The organism is Undibacterium sp. Ji83W, from assembly GCF_049340385.1.
Classification (GTDB): domain Bacteria; phylum Pseudomonadota; class Gammaproteobacteria; order Burkholderiales; family Burkholderiaceae_D; genus Undibacterium.
Genome location: NZ_JBMPOZ010000004.1, coordinates 98,254 through 114,702, shown reverse-complemented (window position 1 = coordinate 114,702; position 16,449 = coordinate 98,254). Strand labels below are relative to the sequence as shown.

17 protein-coding genes are annotated in these 16,449 nt (G+C 51.2%); 9 read left to right on the top strand and 8 right to left on the bottom strand.

Annotated features, from left to right (window positions below):
• Positions 1-232: 232 nt before the first annotated feature.
• From rpmH to ACO0LD_RS09555, 6 genes are all read left to right on the top strand, one after another.
• Complete coding sequence (rpmH, locus tag ACO0LD_RS09580) at positions 233-367, top strand: 50S ribosomal protein L34 (protein ID WP_061535510.1); 135 nt, start codon at positions 233-235, stop codon at positions 365-367.
• 39 nt (positions 368-406) lie between these two features.
• A complete protein-coding gene (gene rnpA / locus ACO0LD_RS09575) occupies positions 407-841 on the top strand; it encodes a ribonuclease P protein component (RefSeq protein WP_423006112.1) in 435 nt (144 codons plus the stop codon).
• A gap of 10 nt (positions 842-851) precedes the next feature.
• Positions 852-1,148: a membrane protein insertion efficiency factor YidD gene (yidD, locus tag ACO0LD_RS09570; protein WP_162044374.1), complete on the top strand. Its 297-nt coding sequence runs from the start codon at positions 852-854 to the stop codon at positions 1,146-1,148.
• 9 nt (positions 1,149-1,157) lie between these two features.
• Positions 1,158-2,828 carry a membrane protein insertase YidC gene (gene yidC / locus ACO0LD_RS09565; protein WP_423006109.1) on the top strand — a complete coding sequence of 557 codons (1,671 nt, stop codon included), beginning with the start codon at positions 1,158-1,160 and terminating at the stop codon, positions 2,826-2,828.
• Between the two features lie 381 nt (positions 2,829-3,209).
• Positions 3,210-4,616, top strand: coding sequence for a tRNA uridine-5-carboxymethylaminomethyl(34) synthesis GTPase MnmE (gene mnmE, locus ACO0LD_RS09560; RefSeq protein ID WP_423006107.1), 1,407 nt, complete (start codon positions 3,210-3,212; stop codon positions 4,614-4,616).
• Positions 4,617-4,631: 15 nt separating this feature from the next.
• Positions 4,632-5,462: an AraC family transcriptional regulator gene (locus ACO0LD_RS09555; RefSeq protein ID WP_423006105.1), complete on the top strand. Its 831-nt coding sequence runs from the start codon at positions 4,632-4,634 to the stop codon at positions 5,460-5,462.
• Positions 5,463-5,470: 8 nt separating this feature from the next.
• Here the strand turns inward: ACO0LD_RS09555 and ACO0LD_RS09550 are convergent, their stop codons facing one another.
• The 4 genes from ACO0LD_RS09550 to ACO0LD_RS09535 all read right to left on the bottom strand — a co-directional run bounded on the left by ACO0LD_RS09550 (position 5,471) and on the right by ACO0LD_RS09535 (position 8,672).
• On the bottom strand, positions 5,471-6,067 hold the full coding sequence (locus ACO0LD_RS09550; RefSeq protein WP_423006103.1) for a LysE family translocator: 597 nt from the start codon (positions 6,065-6,067) through the stop codon (positions 5,471-5,473).
• Positions 6,068-6,161: 94 nt separating this feature from the next.
• Positions 6,162-6,866 (bottom strand): DUF6058 family natural product biosynthesis protein, encoded by a 705-nt coding sequence (locus ACO0LD_RS09545; RefSeq protein ID WP_423006101.1) that lies wholly within the window; start codon positions 6,864-6,866, stop codon positions 6,162-6,164.
• Between the two features lie 190 nt (positions 6,867-7,056).
• The gene (locus ACO0LD_RS09540) at positions 7,057-7,401 is read right to left on the bottom strand and encodes an antibiotic biosynthesis monooxygenase family protein (protein ID WP_423006099.1); all 345 of its coding nucleotides are present in this window, start codon (positions 7,399-7,401) and stop codon (positions 7,057-7,059) included.
• Positions 7,398-8,672, bottom strand: a complete 1,275-nt coding sequence (locus tag ACO0LD_RS09535) for a cytochrome P450 (RefSeq protein ID WP_423006097.1) — start codon at positions 8,670-8,672, stop codon at positions 7,398-7,400. The genes ACO0LD_RS09540 and ACO0LD_RS09535 overlap by 4 nt, the downstream gene beginning before the upstream one ends.
• 6 nt (positions 8,673-8,678) lie before the next feature.
• Between ACO0LD_RS09535 and ACO0LD_RS09530 the strand changes: the two genes are divergently transcribed.
• Positions 8,679-9,386, top strand: a complete 708-nt coding sequence (locus ACO0LD_RS09530) for an ArsR/SmtB family transcription factor (protein ID WP_423006095.1) — start codon at positions 8,679-8,681, stop codon at positions 9,384-9,386.
• Between the two features lie 60 nt (positions 9,387-9,446).
• Here ACO0LD_RS09530 and ACO0LD_RS09525 read toward each other — a convergent pair whose 3' ends face one another.
• A complete protein-coding gene (locus ACO0LD_RS09525) occupies positions 9,447-9,782 on the bottom strand; it encodes a hypothetical protein (protein WP_423006093.1) in 336 nt (111 codons plus the stop codon).
• A gap of 275 nt (positions 9,783-10,057) precedes the next feature.
• Between ACO0LD_RS09525 and ACO0LD_RS09520 the strand changes: the two genes are divergently transcribed.
• Together ACO0LD_RS09520 and ACO0LD_RS09515 are read left to right on the top strand one after the other, a co-directional pair.
• Positions 10,058-10,876 carry a class II glutamine amidotransferase gene (locus ACO0LD_RS09520; protein WP_423006091.1) on the top strand — a complete coding sequence of 273 codons (819 nt, stop codon included), beginning with the start codon at positions 10,058-10,060 and terminating at the stop codon, positions 10,874-10,876.
• Positions 10,873-11,799, top strand: a complete 927-nt coding sequence (locus tag ACO0LD_RS09515) for a LysR family transcriptional regulator (RefSeq protein ID WP_423006089.1) — start codon at positions 10,873-10,875, stop codon at positions 11,797-11,799. The genes ACO0LD_RS09520 and ACO0LD_RS09515 overlap by 4 nt, the downstream gene beginning before the upstream one ends.
• Before the next feature lie 8 nt (positions 11,800-11,807).
• Here ACO0LD_RS09515 and ACO0LD_RS09510 read toward each other — a convergent pair whose 3' ends face one another.
• The 3 genes from ACO0LD_RS09510 to kaiC all read right to left on the bottom strand — a co-directional run bounded on the left by ACO0LD_RS09510 (position 11,808) and on the right by kaiC (position 16,388).
• A complete protein-coding gene (locus tag ACO0LD_RS09510; protein WP_423006087.1) occupies positions 11,808-14,066 on the bottom strand; it encodes an EAL domain-containing protein in 2,259 nt (752 codons plus the stop codon).
• A 269-nt stretch (positions 14,067-14,335) separates the two neighbouring features.
• On the bottom strand, positions 14,336-14,671 hold the full coding sequence (locus ACO0LD_RS09505) for a circadian clock KaiB family protein (protein WP_423006085.1): 336 nt from the start codon (positions 14,669-14,671) through the stop codon (positions 14,336-14,338).
• A gap of 16 nt (positions 14,672-14,687) precedes the next feature.
• Positions 14,688-16,388, bottom strand: coding sequence for a circadian clock protein KaiC (kaiC, locus tag ACO0LD_RS09500; RefSeq protein ID WP_423006083.1), 1,701 nt, complete (start codon positions 16,386-16,388; stop codon positions 14,688-14,690).
• Between the last annotated feature and the right edge of the window lie 61 nt (positions 16,389-16,449).

Below are 16,449 nucleotides of genomic sequence, written 5' to 3'. Positions count from 1 at the left end.
TGATTGACACGCAAAGCAAAAATGGTGTCTAATTCAGGGTTCCCTACCCCTCTTTTATTGGTGCGGCTTTAATTATCGGTTTTTTTGATGGATTGATGCATAACACCATGAGCAGCGGTTTTGGGGCAGTAAAGGCGAAAGGCCTGACGAAAATGTGCAAGCCGAAGTCGCACCCAAGACAGCCTTTATCCGTAATTCCGATTTTTTTTATTGCTCAATTAGCGAGACCAACATGAAACGTACTTACCAACCTTCCGTCGTTCGCCGCAAGCGCACTCACGGTTTCCGCGCACGCATGGCAACCCGCGGTGGCCGCGCTGTTCTGAACGCACGTCGCGCCAAAGGCCGTAAACGCCTGGCAGCTTGATTATCAGTTCGTTGATCTGCGCAGCCTTGCTGAATTCGCATGATCAATAATATAACTGAGCCAGTTCAGGCAGGTGCAGGCGGCGCAGATTTTGCCCGCGTCAGGCGCATCGTTAAAACGGATGAGTTTTCATCCGTTTTTCGTTTGCGCCCCGTGCAAAAGACCGCGCATTTTGTGCTGTACACCAGAACCAATGATTTGCCGCATGCCCGTCTGGGTGTGGTGGCCGCCAAACGTTTTGCGCCACGTGCCGTGACACGCAATACCATCAAGCGCGTCACCCGCGAGATATTCCGCCATTCAGCCTTGCTGAATGTGGATTGCATCGTGCGGCTGTCCCGCCCTGTTAATAGCAAGGCGGGGCCGGCGACGACCGCCCAGCTCAAGCGTGAGCTCAGGGCGGAAATCCTGCGTCTGTTCGCGGCACCGGCCTGCGCATTGGCTGGTGCCAAGCTGCCGGTAAGTCAACTTTAGGGCATTTGAGATGAAAACCCTGCTGCTCCTGTTGCTCAGATTTTATAAACTGGCAATTAGTCCCATGTTGGGGCAGAACTGTCGTTTTTATCCAAGCTGCTCTGAATATGCGGCAGAGGCCATCAAGATACACGGTGCCGCCAAGGGAAGCTTGCTGGCGGGCAAGCGCTTGTGCAAATGCCATCCCTGGCACCCCGGTGGCGTGGATAATGTGCCACCCGCTAGTGAAAAATCGCAAACCACCCCCACATCTGCCCAGTGCTGCCATGATGGCAAGCACACTGGACATTCTTCTCCCCTTTCCTGACATACACAAATGGATATCAAACGTACCGTCCTGTGGGTAATTTTCTCTTTCTCGCTGATCATGCTCTGGAATGGTTGGGGTGTATATAGCGGCAAGCCGTCTATGTTTGCCCCGCCGCCACCAAAAGTGGCCAGTGCATCGGCTTCTGCCAGTAATACGGCCACCGCTGCCAGCGCAGCAGGTAGCGCTAGTGCTGCTGCAAGCGCCACTGCTGTGGCAGGCGCTGATGCAAATGCCGCCCCTGTCATCAAGAGCGAAACCATTACCATTACTACCGATGTCATTCAGGCAGAAATTGATACCATTGGTGGCGAGCTGAAAAAGCTGGAATTGCTGAAACATAAAGACGGCTCTGATCATACAAAAAACATGGTTTTGTTTGATCATTCAGCCAAGCGTACTTATCTGGCGCAAACCGGTTTGCTGGGCGGCGCTTTCCCTAATCACAAGTCCGGTTTTATCGCCAAACCAGGCGTTCGTACCCTGGAAGGCGGCAACCAGGTGCAACTGGTGCTGGAAGCTGAGCAAAGTGGCGTCAAACTGACCAAGACTTATACTTTCAAAAAAGGTGAGTACCTGATCGACGTGCGCCATGATGTGACCAATACCAGCGCGGCAGCGATCACGCCTTCCCTGTATCTGCAATTGCTGCATGACGGCACCAAGCCTGAAAGCGGCGGCATGTTCTCTGGCAGCGGCGAGTTCTATGCACCGGCGGTATATACAGATGCAGAAAAATTCCAGAAACTGGATTTTGAAAAAATCGCCAAGGGTACTGATGGCCATGCCAAAGCATCGGACAATGGCTGGATAGCGATGTTGCAGCATTTCTTTGTGTCGTCTTTCATCCCGCAAGACAAGACCAAGCGCGAAATCTTCACAAAGCAGGTTGATACCAATCTGTATGCAGTCGGTAATGTCTTGCCTATGGGCACAGTGGCACCGGGCGCAACAGTGACCATGAATGCACACCTGTATTCTGGCCCGCAAGAATCTGCCAAACTGGAAGCAATTGCCCCTGGTTTTGAGCTGGTTAAAGATTATGGCGTGTTGACTATCATCGCCAAGCCGCTGTTCTGGGTCATGGAGCAAATCCACAAAATGCTGGGTAACTGGGGCTGGACTATCGTGGTCTTCACGATCGCCATCAAACTGGCGTTGTTCCCCTTGTCGGCTGCCGGTTATCGCAGCATGGCAAAAATGAAGGTAGTAACACCGAAAATGCAGGCTGTGCGTGAGCGTTTCAAAAACGATCCGCAAAAAATGAACCAGGCCATGATGGAGTTGTACAAAACCGAGAAAATCAATCCTCTCGGCGGCTGCTTCCCTATCCTGATCCAGATGCCTGTATTTTTGGCACTGTACTGGGTCTTGCAAGCCAGCGTGGAAATGCGCGGCGCACCATGGGTGGGCTGGATCACTGACCTGACTTCACCTGACCCTTGGTATATTTTGCCAGTGGTGTATGCGATTTCCATGTTCATCACCACCAAGTTGAATCCAGCACCGGCTGATCCTATGCAGGCGAAGATGATGATGTTCATGCCACTGGCATTCTCGGTCATGTTCTTCTTCTTCCCATCTGGTCTGGTATTGTATTGGGTAGTCAACAATATCTTGTCGATTGCGCAGCAATGGGTGATCAACAATAAATTGATACCGCCAGAGCATAAGGCTTGAGCGTAAAACTGAGCAAATGAGAAAGCCCGCAAGTTTGCTTGCGGGCTTTTTTGTTTTTGGTGGTGTTGTGGCCTAGTTCTTCATTCCCTCCCCTTCAAGGGGAGATTTTTGGGAATTCGCAAAGCATGCTTTGCGCCACAAATCTCTAAGCCACTTGCAAGTGGCGCAGTGGACGGGTTAGGGTGGGGATGGGGTTCGGTTGATTAATCGCAAACTCAAATTACGAAAGAAACCCATCCCCATCCCTGCCTTCCCCTTGAAGGGGAAGGGGGTTAAACCCAGGGAATTGCCACATTACAGACATAAACCCTGTCGCATTTCCGTCACAAACCCGCAGACTAATTTGCACTCATAGTGTGCAAGCACAGATAGAATTTCAACATGATCTACGAACCCATTCCCATCGCTGCCATTGCCACCGCCCCAGGGCGTGGCGGCATAGGTGTAGTGCGCATTTCCGGCAAGGACCTTGCCCCTGTCGTCGCTGCCCTGTTTGGCACTACCCAATTCAAGCCGCGTCATGCCAGTTACCTGCCGTTTACCCAGGCAGATGGCACCGTCATTGACCAGGGCATCGCCATTTATTTCAAGGCACCGCATTCTTATACCGGCGAAGATGTGCTGGAACTGCAAGGCCATGGCGGCCCGGTTGTCATGCAAATGCTGTTGTCGCGTTGTCTGGAAGCGGGCAAGGATGCAGGTTTGCGGCTGGCTGAGCCGGGTGAATTTACCCAGCGCGCCTTTTTGAACGACAAGCTCGATCTGGCACAGGCAGAAGCCGTGTCTGATCTGATCGAAGCCTCGACCGAGGCCGCAGCCAAGTCAGCATCGCAATCCCTGTCTGGTGCTTTCTCCAAGGTCATCCATGCACTGGTAGAAAAAGTCGTGCATTTACGCATGCTGGTAGAAGCGACGCTGGATTTTCCGGAAGAAGAAATCGACTTCCTGGAAAAATCCAATGCCCGTGGCCAATTGGCGACCATACAGGCTGCCCTGCAAAAAGTGTTCGAGCAAGCGGCCCAAGGTGCCTTGCTGCGCGCCGGTTTGAACGTGGTGCTGGCAGGCCAGCCTAACGTCGGCAAATCATCGCTGTTGAATGTGCTGGCTGGCGATGATGTCGCCATCGTCACCCCCGTCGCCGGTACTACCCGCGACAAGGTGACCGAGACTATCCATATCGAAGGCATACCGCTCAACATCATCGACACCGCTGGCATACGCCATGAGCATGATGAAGTCGAAGAAGGCCAGGTCGCCAATGCCATCGATACAGTAGAGCGTATAGGCATAGAACGTACATGGGCAGAAGTGGAAAAAGCCGATGTCATCCTGCACCTGCTTGACGCCAGCCGCGGCCCGACCCGCGCTGACGATGCCATCGTTGCCCGCTTCCCGGAAGGCGTGCCAGTGATACGCATCTGGAACAAGATAGATTTGTCCGGTCACCATGCCAGCGTCGATGAAATGTCCGATGCCACGCATATTTATCTGTCCGCGCATGAACACATAGGCATAGATCTGCTGCGCAAGGAATTGCTGCGCATTGCCGGATGGGAGCAAACCGGTGAATCGCTTTTTCTGGCCCGCGAACGCCACCTGATCGCCCTCAAGCACGCGCATGAACACCTGCAAAATGCCGCAGAATATGCAGCACAAAATGACCAGTCGCTGGATTTGTTTGCAGAGGAGCTACGTTTGACGCAAGACCGTTTGAACAGCATCACTGGTGAATTTACTTCCGATGATTTGCTGGGTGTGATTTTCTCGCGGTTTTGTATCGGCAAATAAACCCTTGCATAAAACATGGCGCAACTCAAGACTCTGGCAGATACAGTCCCGCGCTTCTGGCGCGACGACAGATTGCCTTTTATCGAGGCGCGCTATCTGGCAGAAGGGCGTTCAGCCAGTTATGACAAACATGCACACCAGACTTTCAGCATAGGTGCTGTGACTGCGGGCGCAAGCAATTTTGTCGTGGCTGGTGCGCAGCATCATGTGCAAGTAGGTAAGCTGGTGATCATCAATCCGGGGCAGGTGCATATCTGTAAGCCAGTCGATGATTTGCCATGGTCATTTTGCATGTTGTACGTTGATGCCAACTGGCTGGCAGCTTTGCAAGCTGAATTGGGACAAGTAAAAAAACCAGAATTTCATGCTTATACCAGTGCAGTGTCTGACAATGTTTTCTTGTATGAAGGCCTGCTCGATTTATATCAAACCCTGAACGATCCTGAAGCTGAACTCATTAGCAAGCAGGGCAGTGTGATCCAGTATTTCTCTGAATTGCATAGACTCTTGCAGTCTGCTCCGGCAGAACTGCATCTGGAAAATGCCAAACTCAAGCTGGCTGCTGATTTTATCCATGAGCACTGTACACAAGACCTGAGCCTCGATGATATTTCTGCCCACGCAGGTTTGTCGGCCTCCTATTTATTTCGTGCCTTCAGGAAGCAATATGATATGACGCCGCATGCTTACCTGATCAATCGTCGCGTGCAATATGCGCAAGAAAAATTGCGGCAAGGTGCGTCCATTGCTGATGCTGCGCTGGAAGCAGGTTTTGCTGACCAGGCGCATTTCCAGCGGGTTTTCAAACGCTTGCTGGCGGCGACGCCAGGACAGTATCAGGCATGAAATCCGGCTCAACTCAGCATCAAATACACTGCACTGATCAATAACATCACAGCCAGGCTGCGGTTAAAGGCACGCATCAGAGCAGGCTTTTTGAATAGCTGGCGCAAGGCCGTGCCTGCATATGCCCAGGCGGCTATCGACGCATAGCAAATGAAGAAATAGATGATGGTGAAGTGCCAGACCATGCTGGCATCACCATTTGCCGCATAGGCACCCATGCCTGCAATGGATGCCAGCCAGGCTTTTGGATTAAGCCATTGCATGAGCGCACCATACCAGGCGGATGGCCCCTTGCCATTTTCATCGACTTCCAACTGCCCGTTATCGACAGCCAGCTTGTAAGCCAGGAACAGCAGGAAAGCAACACCTGCCCATTGTATGATTTTTGTCAGTGCGGGCATGATAAGCAATAACTCATGCAGGCCCAGGCCAGTCAGGAATAACAAGACGGTAAAGCCTATGGTGGCACCGCTGACATGGGCAAGGCTGGCACGAAAACCATATTGCGTGCCTGAGCGCAAAGCGACGATATTCACAGGGCCGGGTGAAATGGAGGCGGCCAGCGCAAAGGCAGCCATGGAGAGATAAAGATTGAAGGTGAGCATAAGCGTAGTCTGTATAAGTGAGTCGGCAGACAGATTTATACCGGGCTACGCTTGCTGCGTATTGAATAAAACTACCCTGACTGCATTGCCGAGCTTATGTTGCTATTGCAGCTTGCAAACGCGGTCGCATATCATCGACGAGGCGTTTGCGACTGGAGCGCGCATATTCTGCGGGTGAAAACCACATGGCGGCGTTTGCAAAGGCATCGACTACCGGCAGGATTTCCCTCGCTTCAGTCGCACTGAAATCAGTCTTGCTGCCATTGGCGGTCAGGTGGCTAAGTTTTTCCTGTAAAACGCCTTTGCGCGCAATCTCGGCTGCAGATACCGGATTCGCAGTACAGATACCAAAAGTGCCCAGCAAGAAATGCTTCCAGTGGGATTCCGCATTTTTCATCAGGCCCGTGGTGTTTGCCGTGCCGTCCGCTTCGAAGCAGTCTTGCAAATGCCATACGCTGGCATTCAATTCTGTCAGTGCAGCGATATAGTCACGCATGAATTCTTGCTTCATCAGTTCTGGTGCTGCTGCCCACCCGTGTTCGGCCACCAGCTGTTTTGCCCTGTTGCACCAGGTGATATGCGTATCACGAAAATAGTCACCGGCAACAGTATCGGCGGCATCTGACTCACCAAATACGGCAGAGTTGATGGTGGCCTTTTCTGAGACTACATAAGAAGGGTCGGGCAGTATTTGTGCCGCCAGCAAGTCATTTAATTCTGCTTCAGAAATAGCACAGGCCGCAGCGAATTGTGCCTTGTTCAGGAAATGCGTATTCAGGTAGAGCTGTAGTTCAGACATGTTGAATTTCTTTCTTGATTAGGACTTCCGAAAAACTGCCCCAACTGCGTTGCAACTCCTAGTCGTACCAAAGTACTGTCTTCGTCGCTGACGCCTTGCTGGGACGATTTTGCGTAAGTCCTATTGATATGAAAATTGTTTCTGGTTTTTCCGGATACTACGCCATCAATCTGGGGTGCACTTAATTACATTAGCCATGCACATGACGACTATCTGCCGGTGCCTGTTCACGCTCCAGCAAACCATAGTCACGCACTACGGATGCAATGCGCAAACGGTAGCCTGAGAAGACATGGCCGCGTCCTTGTGACTGCGCTGCCCGGTGTTCTTCAGTATTGCGCCAGTTCGCGACTGCCGCTTCATCGCGCCAGAATGACAGGGACAAAATCTTGCCGGGATCAATCAGGCTCTGGAAACGTTCTATGGAAATGAAACCATCCATTTCCCTGAGCAAGGGCGCAAGCCCTGCAGCGATATCCAGATATTCCTGCTTGTTTTCTGCATGCGGTATGACTTCAAAAATCACGGCTATCATGTGGTCTCATTGTTGTGGTTGTTGTGAGTAAATACGGGAATGCGGCCATTCAGTGAAGGACGGTATGCCCAGTGCAATGTAGAAAAATCAAATACTGGTTTGCTCAGCAGATAGTGCAGGCAATTCCCAGTGATTTGCTCTGCAATGTGTTGACCTGGGCAGGCGTGGCGACCATGGCCGAAGGTGAACACTTTTCTGTCTGGTCTGTCCAGTTGCAAAGTATCAGGATCAGGATTAACTGCCGCATCACGATTGGCAGCGGCCAGCAAGACGACGATAACATCACCCGCTTTCAGGCCTTGACCAGCTATTTCGCAAGCCTGGCTGACGAAGCGTCGGGTGTTTTGCACAGGCCCATCATGGCGGGCGATTTCGGCTACCAGTTGACTTAATTTTTGTGGCAAGTCTGTACCACCATCACGCAGGCTCTTCAGTATGTCAGGGTGAGCATGCAAGGCAGTGAGGCTGTTGCCCGCCAGGCCAGCAGTGGCTTCATAAGTTTGTGACAGCAAGCCTATCAGGTTGGACAAGATGCTGTCAGCATGGTGCCAGCCACATTGTCTTGCTTCGCTTTGCAGAGCTGCCAAAAATCCTCCAGGTTTTACCTGGCTGTCTTGCAGCAGTTGACGGAAACTGTTTTGCAAAGCTTTTGCTGCAATATGTGCCGTGTCGATTTGTTCTGCTGTGCTCAGTGGCGAAAGGCAGCGCACGAAATCTGCCATCCAGTTTGCCAGGGCAGCTAAAGCATTTTCTTCAAACCCCAGTACACTGCCCATGACATGCACAGGCAAGTCGAGCAGATATTGTGTCAGCCCGCTTCCGGTTGTCAGCTCATACTTACTGGCGAGTTGAGTAGCATGCTGCTGCGTATATGCAGCGATGTCAGACAAGTCCAGCTTGCGTAATGAGCTTTGTATTACTTGCTTGGGCAGGGCATGTGCCTGGCCTTCATTCATGCGTACCAGGTTTGAAAAAATTTCTCCTGCCGTGCCGCCTGCAATATTGCGTGGCACAGCTTCTGCAACTGGCCTGACAGCGCAAGCTGGGGATTCCAGCACTTCCTTTACGACTGCGGCACGGCTGGCTATCCAGCATTTGAGTTCTGCATCAAAAACCAGTGCAGACCCTTCACGCAAGCTGGCGTAATAAGGATAAGGATTTGTGTGGCAGGCGGCATTCAGGATGTTGATAGTCTGTGTCATGGCAGGGCGGATGGTGAGGTAATGAAATGCAGTATAGGGCTTGTTTGCATTGAACAATTCGTCTACCATCAAACTATGAATGCAGACAATATAGATTACGCCGATACCCAATTGGCCAAGCTGGCAGGTGCCATTGCCGAACCTGCCCGCGCCCGCATGCTGTGCAGCCTGATGGACGGGCGCGCCCGCACCAGCACTGAGCTGGCTGTCGTGGCCGAGGTCAGCCCCTCCACTGCCAGTGTGCATTTGAGCAAATTGCTGGAGCAGCATCTGGTAACCGTGGTGGCGCAGGGCAAGCACCGTTATTACCAGCTCGCCAGCAATGAAGTCGCGATTGCGCTGGAATCCCTGTTACTGATCGCCGGTCTGCCCAAATCACGCTTTGTACCCAATACGCCAGACCGCCTGCGCAAGGCGCGTACCTGCTATGACCATATGGCGGGCGAGGTGGCAGTGGGTGTGCATGACTACCTGATGCAGCAAGCCTGGATCAGACCTGTAGAAGGTGAGGAAACCGCCTATGAATTGACCAGCACAGGCAGCAAAGGCCTGGAAGAATTGGGCCTGGATATTGCCACTACCCGCAAGGCCAGACGGCGTTTCGCCTGTTCATGCCTGGACTGGAGTGAGCGCACGCCGCATCTGGGCGGCGCTTTGGGTGCGGCTTTATTGAATTTGCTGCTAAACCACGCCTGGCTGGAACGTGACCTTGATAGCCGGGCACTGGCACTGACCAGCAAGGGCAAACGTGAATTTCAAAAAGTGTTTGCCATAAAAACCTGAAACCTTAGGCCTGCGATTTGCAAGCTTGGACCTGAGCTGCGCTTACGCTACTTATTCTGCTTATTCTTTCGTACCAGGTTTGATCTTGGCAAGCCTGTCAATGATCGCTGGCTTTAACTTGCGGAAGTACATCAGGTCTATCGCAAACATGGAAACAAGGGCCAGGCCGACAGTCAGCACGCAGCTAATCCATATCGAGTCTGGCGCGGCGATGCGGTTGGACAGATAAATTGCTGCGAATATTGTCAAAGCCGTCATGAATTCACGCCAGAACGGCTTGCGCGTCTTGAATGTTTTCTGCGCGGCCAATAACACCAGGTCAGGGTAGTGTTTGGGCGCAACATCCTTTAATTCAGGTACTGCCAGCAATAAGGCATCGGTGCTGAAATTTTGCATGATTATTCCTTTATCAGCCTGATTTCAGGCCACGTTCAGATTATCTGCCTCAATATGAGCTTAGTCTACGGTCAAAATGTAAAACATTTACCACTGGCATCTTTAAAGGGGCATTTTTTCAGGCTGGTATTGCCTGCTTATGCTGCTGATCGTTGTTTTGCCATCAAAGCTGGTCGCAAATAACATAAGCAAACTTCAAAATCTTATATAGATGGGAATAATAAGCGGGTTTGCCTATGGTAAGGTATGTGCAAACTGTTTTCACTATATGCATCATGTGTCAATTACTAGGAATGAACTGCAATACCCCAACTGATATAGTCTTCAGTTTTACCGGGTTTGCAACACGCGGCGGTTTGACGGACGAGCACAAGGACGGCTGGGGTATCGCTTTCTTTGAAGGCAGCGGCGTACGCCTGTTTGTTGATCACCAGTCAGCGGTGGAATCACCAGTGGCCGAGCTCATCAAGCGCTATCCCATCAAATCCAAAAACGTCATCGCCCACATACGCAAGGCAACCCAGGGCCAGGTCAGCCTGGAAAACTGTCACCCCTTTGTGCGTGAATGCTGGGGACGCTACTGGGTGTTTGCCCATAATGGCGATTTGAAGGAATTTGCGCCTGTACTTGATGGCAGTTTCCAGCCGGTTGGCAATACCGACAGTGAACGGGCATTCTGTTACCTGCTTCAACGCATGCGCCGTCACTTTGGCGAGCAATTGCCATCGGTGCAACAATTGGCCCAGTTCATGCACGAGATAACGGCAGAAATCGCCAGTTATGGCACCTTCAACATGATGCTGTCGAATGGCGAAGCCTTGTTCACTCATTGTTCGACCAAGCTTTACTACATCGTGCGCCAGCATCCCTTCAGTACAGCCGCCTTGACGGATGAAGACGTGGCCGTGGATTTTTCCCAAGTGACCACCCCTGCCGACAAGGTTGCCATCATCGTCACCGAACCACTGACCACCAATGAAAACTGGACCCAATGCGCATCTGGCCAGATGCTGGTGTTTGTCGATGGTGATGTATTGCCTTTGCCGCTGCATTTACCCTTAGCCTCATCTCCCTCAGTTGAGGTAAAAGCATGAACCAGCGTTTGATGGATCAGCTCGACACCAATTTATTGCGCGTCCTGCATACCCTGCTGACTGAGCGCAGCGTCACCCGTACCGCCATGAAGCTGGGGCAATCACAACCCGCCATCAGCAATATGCTGAAACGCCTGCGCGAAATTACTGGTGACGCCATCCTGGTGCGTGGCAAGAATGGCATGACCGCGACTGAGCGTGGTGAAGAACTCTTGCTGCTGGCACGCCAGGGTCTGAACGTGCTGGAAAGCATCGCCAGCCCGGCCCCGGCCTTCATGCCAGCCTCAACCCAACGCATATTCCACCTCGGCGCACCGGATTACCTGAGCGCCTTGCTGATCCCCCTGATCATAGAAAAACTGCGCGAACAGGCACCCAATGCAGGGCTGACCGTGCATGCCCTGAATGCTGGTTTTGATTATACTGCCGGCCTGGAAAGTGGCGAACTAGATTGCGTCATCGGCAACTGGCCAGACTTGCCGCCCCACCTGCATCTGGCGCAATTATTTGAAGACGAAGTAGTGTGCATGGTGAATCGCAAACATCCGGTAGTCAGCAAGGGTTTGTCGATCAAATACTATCTGGAAATGGCCCACCTGGCCCCCACGCCCTACATGATGGGCCACCGCAGTATCATCGATACCGCGCTGGCAGAGCAGGGGCTGAAACGCAAGATACAGATGACCATCCCTTACTTTGGCATGGTCCCTTACGTACTCTCACGCACCGACCTCATCTTCACCACCAGCCGCAGCTTCGCCGTGCAATGCGCCAGAGACTGGCCGATAGAAGTCTTGCCCATGCCCATTACCGTACCAAAGATGAAGTTCTTCATGCTCTGGCATGAACGCGCCCATGCGGCGGCGGAGGTGCAATGGTTGAGACGGATAGTGGCGGAGGCTTCGGCAAAGGTGATGGTGTAGGGCCTACCTTAACCTACTTCACTTACAGATTTTGCTTCGTGTAAGAGCCCGTAGTGTTCAAATGCCTCGCGTATGTCCTTGCGCAATATCACATCGTCCCAGGGTTTGGTAAAAAAACGGTAAATGGCCCCGCAATTGATGGCAGTGATGATGGAATCGAGATTGGTATAGCCCGAAAGCATGATGCGGATAGTATCTGGGTAGAGATCTTTGACCTTGCTCAAAAAATCGGTACCGTTCATATCTTTTGTACGATGATCAGAAATGACGACCTGCACGTCATGTAAAGCCAGCAATTCGAATGCCTCACGGGCAGTTGAAGCCGCAAGAATATCATAGTGATCGGGACGGAACAGGCGCTGCAAAGCAGTTACTATGCTGGTTTCATCATCTACAATCAGCATTGTTTTTCTGGAGGTGGATAGCTTGTCCAGGCTTACGGCCAGTTGTTTGCCCTGCGAGAAAAATTGTTCGCATGCTGCGGGTGACATCGGGCGGCTAAAATAATAACCTTGTATTGCGTCGCAAGAATGGGATGCAAGGTAGGCAAGCTGGCCTTCAGTTTCTACGCCTTCGGCGATCACTTTTAACCTGAGACTATGTGCCAAAGCAATGATTGAGCAGGCAATTGCGGCGTCATCTGGTTCGCAGGTGATGTCCTTGACAAAGGATTTGTCGATTTTTAAAAAATCGATAGGAAAGCGTTTCAGATAATTCAGGCTCGAATACCCTGTTCCAAAATCGTCGATAGATAACTTGATGCCCATATACTTGAGTTTGTTCAGCATCGCAACCGCTGACTCAACATTGTGCATCACCATGCTTTCGGTAAGTTCCAGGTCCAGATAAGCAGGGTCCAGGCCAGTCTCCTGCAATATACGGGCAATGACTTCTGCCAGATCCTGTTGCTTGAATTGACGTGCGGACAGATTGACTGCAACGCTGATCTTGGGAAAACCGGCTTGATGCCATGCCTGCATTTGTGCACAGGCAGTACGAAGTACCCATTCACCAATAGGGACGATCAAGCCCAGTTCTTCTGCCAGGGGGATGAAGTCTAGCGGAGAAATTATGCCTTCCGATGCATGATTCCATCGTATCAATGCCTCAACGCCGACTATTGCTCCGGTTTGCAGGGAAACCTGGGGCTGGTATTGCAGGAAAAATTCATCACGGTCCAATGCATGCCGCAGCATGGACTCTATGGAGAGCCTTTTGCGTATCTTTTGATTCAGTTCTTCTGTATAGAATTGCACATTGTTGCGCCCTTGTTCCTTGGCGCGGTACATCGCCGCATCGGCATTTTTCAAGAGCGTGTCGGCATCCAGTCCATCAATAGGATAAAGGCTGAAACCGATGCTGCAGGTAACCTGCAATTCACGTTCTTCTACCATGATGGGCTCAGCGACCGAAGCCAGTATCCTCGACATCAACAGGGAGATTACCGCTTCATCTGAATGATCAATTATCACCACGAATTCATCACCGCCATGGCGGGCCACCGTGTCATTTTCGCGCATACAGGATTTCAATCGCGCAGCCACTGCTTTGAGCAATTCATCACCCACATGATGCCCAAGACTGTCGTTGATGAACTTGAACAGGTCGACGTCAATAAAAGCCACTGTGACCTGGTGTTTATAACGCTCTGCAGATACGATAGCTTGCCTGAGGCGGTCATGCAGGCGGTTCCTGTTTGCCAGGCCAGTCAGGGCATCATAGTTGGCCAGATATTCCAGCCTGGCCTCGTATTGTTTGTGAGAGGTCAAATCCATAGCGACCATGTAGATGACGGTGGGTTCATCTTTGATCTGCAGTATCTGTGGCGACAGGAAAACCGGCAGGTTCTTGCCGTTGGCATCGAATAGCCATATCTCTGCTTTTTCGGTTTCGATGCCCCGCAACATTTTTTCGACCACGGCAATATTGGCCGGGGCAACATATTTCTGCAACAAATTCCCGGCGATCTTCTCCAGGGGTATTTTCAGCATATCGGAGAAACAGCGATTGCAATACAGTATGGTTCCATCACTCGCCAGCGTTATCACGCCTTCGTTCATCGCTTCGACCATCATGCGATAAGTGTGTTCGGCGCCTTGCAAGGTGAAAATCTTTTCTTCGTCATTTTTTGATATGACCAGGGCGTCAACGCGCCCGTAGCGTATAGCATCCAGGGTTTCTTCCGCTTCGCGCAGGCGCGCGCGCAAACCGTCCATTTCGGTTGATGATTCCGGCAGTAAATGATGCACGCTTGAAGCATTGTTCATAGGTACTCCATTTGATCAACTTCCTGCGGCAGACACGGTGTATCAGGCAATTTGTCAATCACGCCTTTGATAGAAGTGAAGACTTCTACACCAAAGTCGCCGTTACAATCACATCGACTCTTTTTCTGAGAAGGAGGTGTGATAAAGATTCATAATTCAAACATAATGTGCATCCCATGCTCACAAAAAACCTTCTGTACTCTTTGCTGTGTATACACTAGTCGTCAGAACGAAGGGCAAGGATTTACAGATGCATTTTTTGCGTTCACTCACGTGTCAGCAGAAAGATCCAGACCCATCAATACCTTTTCGGTATTGGAAAGATCACCGATGATTTTTCTCATGGGCGCGGGCATATTACGTACCAGGGTCGGGATGGCAATGATCTGGTCCTCCTTTGCCAACTGCGGGTTTTCCAGTAAATCGATGACATCGACATGGTACTTATCTGGCATATGCTGTTCACAAATTCTGTGAAGATTGGCGCGTGCGATGATGGATTTATGGGTCTGGCCGGCTACGTAAAGACGTAGCATCCATTTCTTATTCTCAGTATTGTTCATGGATAGTGGCATTTTCAGGGTTCCTTTAATTAGTTCAAGCATGGCGTAGACCTCTTCTCTAAAGAGCAGTCAAATCAGCACGTCTTAGTTTCGCCATATCGGCGCGGTCATGAATAATGACTGCATCCCTTTGCTTTTCTTCTTCTGAAAGGCTTTCTATGATTTCGGTAGCAGTATCAAATTCTTCGCGCAGTGCCGCAATATTGGCTTCCAGCGCCTGTCGCTTATGTTCATATTCGCGCTTCTTGCGCTGTATGTCTTGTTGACGCGATACGATGTTTGATCTGTCCAGTGCTTCCTGTCCGACACGGGCAGCGCCAGTCAGGACACCTTTCGGGCCCAGATAGACATCGAACAGGTCTATGCCCTTGTTGCTCAAGATGAATTCGCGGATCTGGTTGGAATGTGCCATGCCGCGTGATTTCAAGATGTACATGCCGCGATTACGTTCGCCCTGATGTTCAATATCACGCAGGCTCAACCAGGTATCGATCAAGGAAGGAATATCTTCATTACTTGCTTCCAGTTTATCGCCGACATGGGTTAAGCCAGTCAGCAAAGTCGTCACCTTGCGGGTCTTGAGAAAACCGATCAGGCGTATTAACATTGATTTGGCTTCAGTGTCTGAACCCACCACCGTCAGAGCCGATATCGGGTCCACTACGACATGGGCCGGATTGCATTCAAGTATGAGTTTGTGCATGGTGACCAAATGCATTTCCAGCCCATGTACAGAAGGGCGCGATGCATGAAAGCGCAACAGCCCATGCTCCACCCAGGGGGCAAGGTCTATCCCTATGGAGAGCATATTACGCATGATTTGTTGTGGCGATTCTTCAAAGGCAAAGTACAGGCAGTTTTCGCCACGACCACAGGCCGCCTCCACGAATTTGGCGGCGACACTGCTTTTGCCTGAGCCAGCAGTGCCGGATACCAGAATCGAGCTGCCACGGAAATAGCCTTCGCCGCTGAGCATGGTATCGAGGCGCGGAATCCCGCTGGAAATTCTTTCATCCGATACTGTGTGATCAAGACCAAGCGAAGTGATCGGCAAGATCGAGATGCCCTGCATGTCGATGAGGAAGGGGTATTCATTGGCACCGTGCTCGCTGCCACGGTATTTGACTATGCGCAGACGCCGTGTGGCAATCTGTTCTTCAACCCTGAGATCAAGAAGGATCACACAATCGGCGACATATTCTTCCAGGCCATAACGGGTCAGGGTACGCTCACCGCGTTCACCTGTGACGATGGCCGTCACGCCTTTTTCCTTGAGCCACCTGAACAGGCGGCGTAATTCTGCACGCAGGATGGCTGCATTGGACAAACCGCCAAATAGCACTTCTATGGTATCAAGTACTATTCTTTTCGCACCAATTGCATCAATCGCATGACCTAGTCGTATGAAAAGTCCGTCCAGATTGTAGTCGCCAGCTTCTTCTATTTCACTGCGTTCTATGTAGATATACTCAATGGATAATAGCTTCCTGGTATGCAGATCCCTGAGGTCATAGCCTAAAGTATTGAAATTGCTGGCCAGGTCTTCAGCGGTTTCTTCAAATGAAACAAAGACGCCGGGTTCGCCATAATCAAGCGCTCCATGCAGCAAGAATTCCATGCCCAGGATAGTCTTGCCACATCCGGCATTGCCGCATATCAGGCTGGGACGGCCCTTGGGCAATCCACCCTCGGTGATTTCATCAAGGCCGCGTATGCCAGTCAGGGATTTCGCCAATGACTGTGTATTTGAGGTATTCAATAGCACTCCCACTTTGATGTTACTCAATACTTGTGTATGTAACTATGGGAGATTTTGTCTT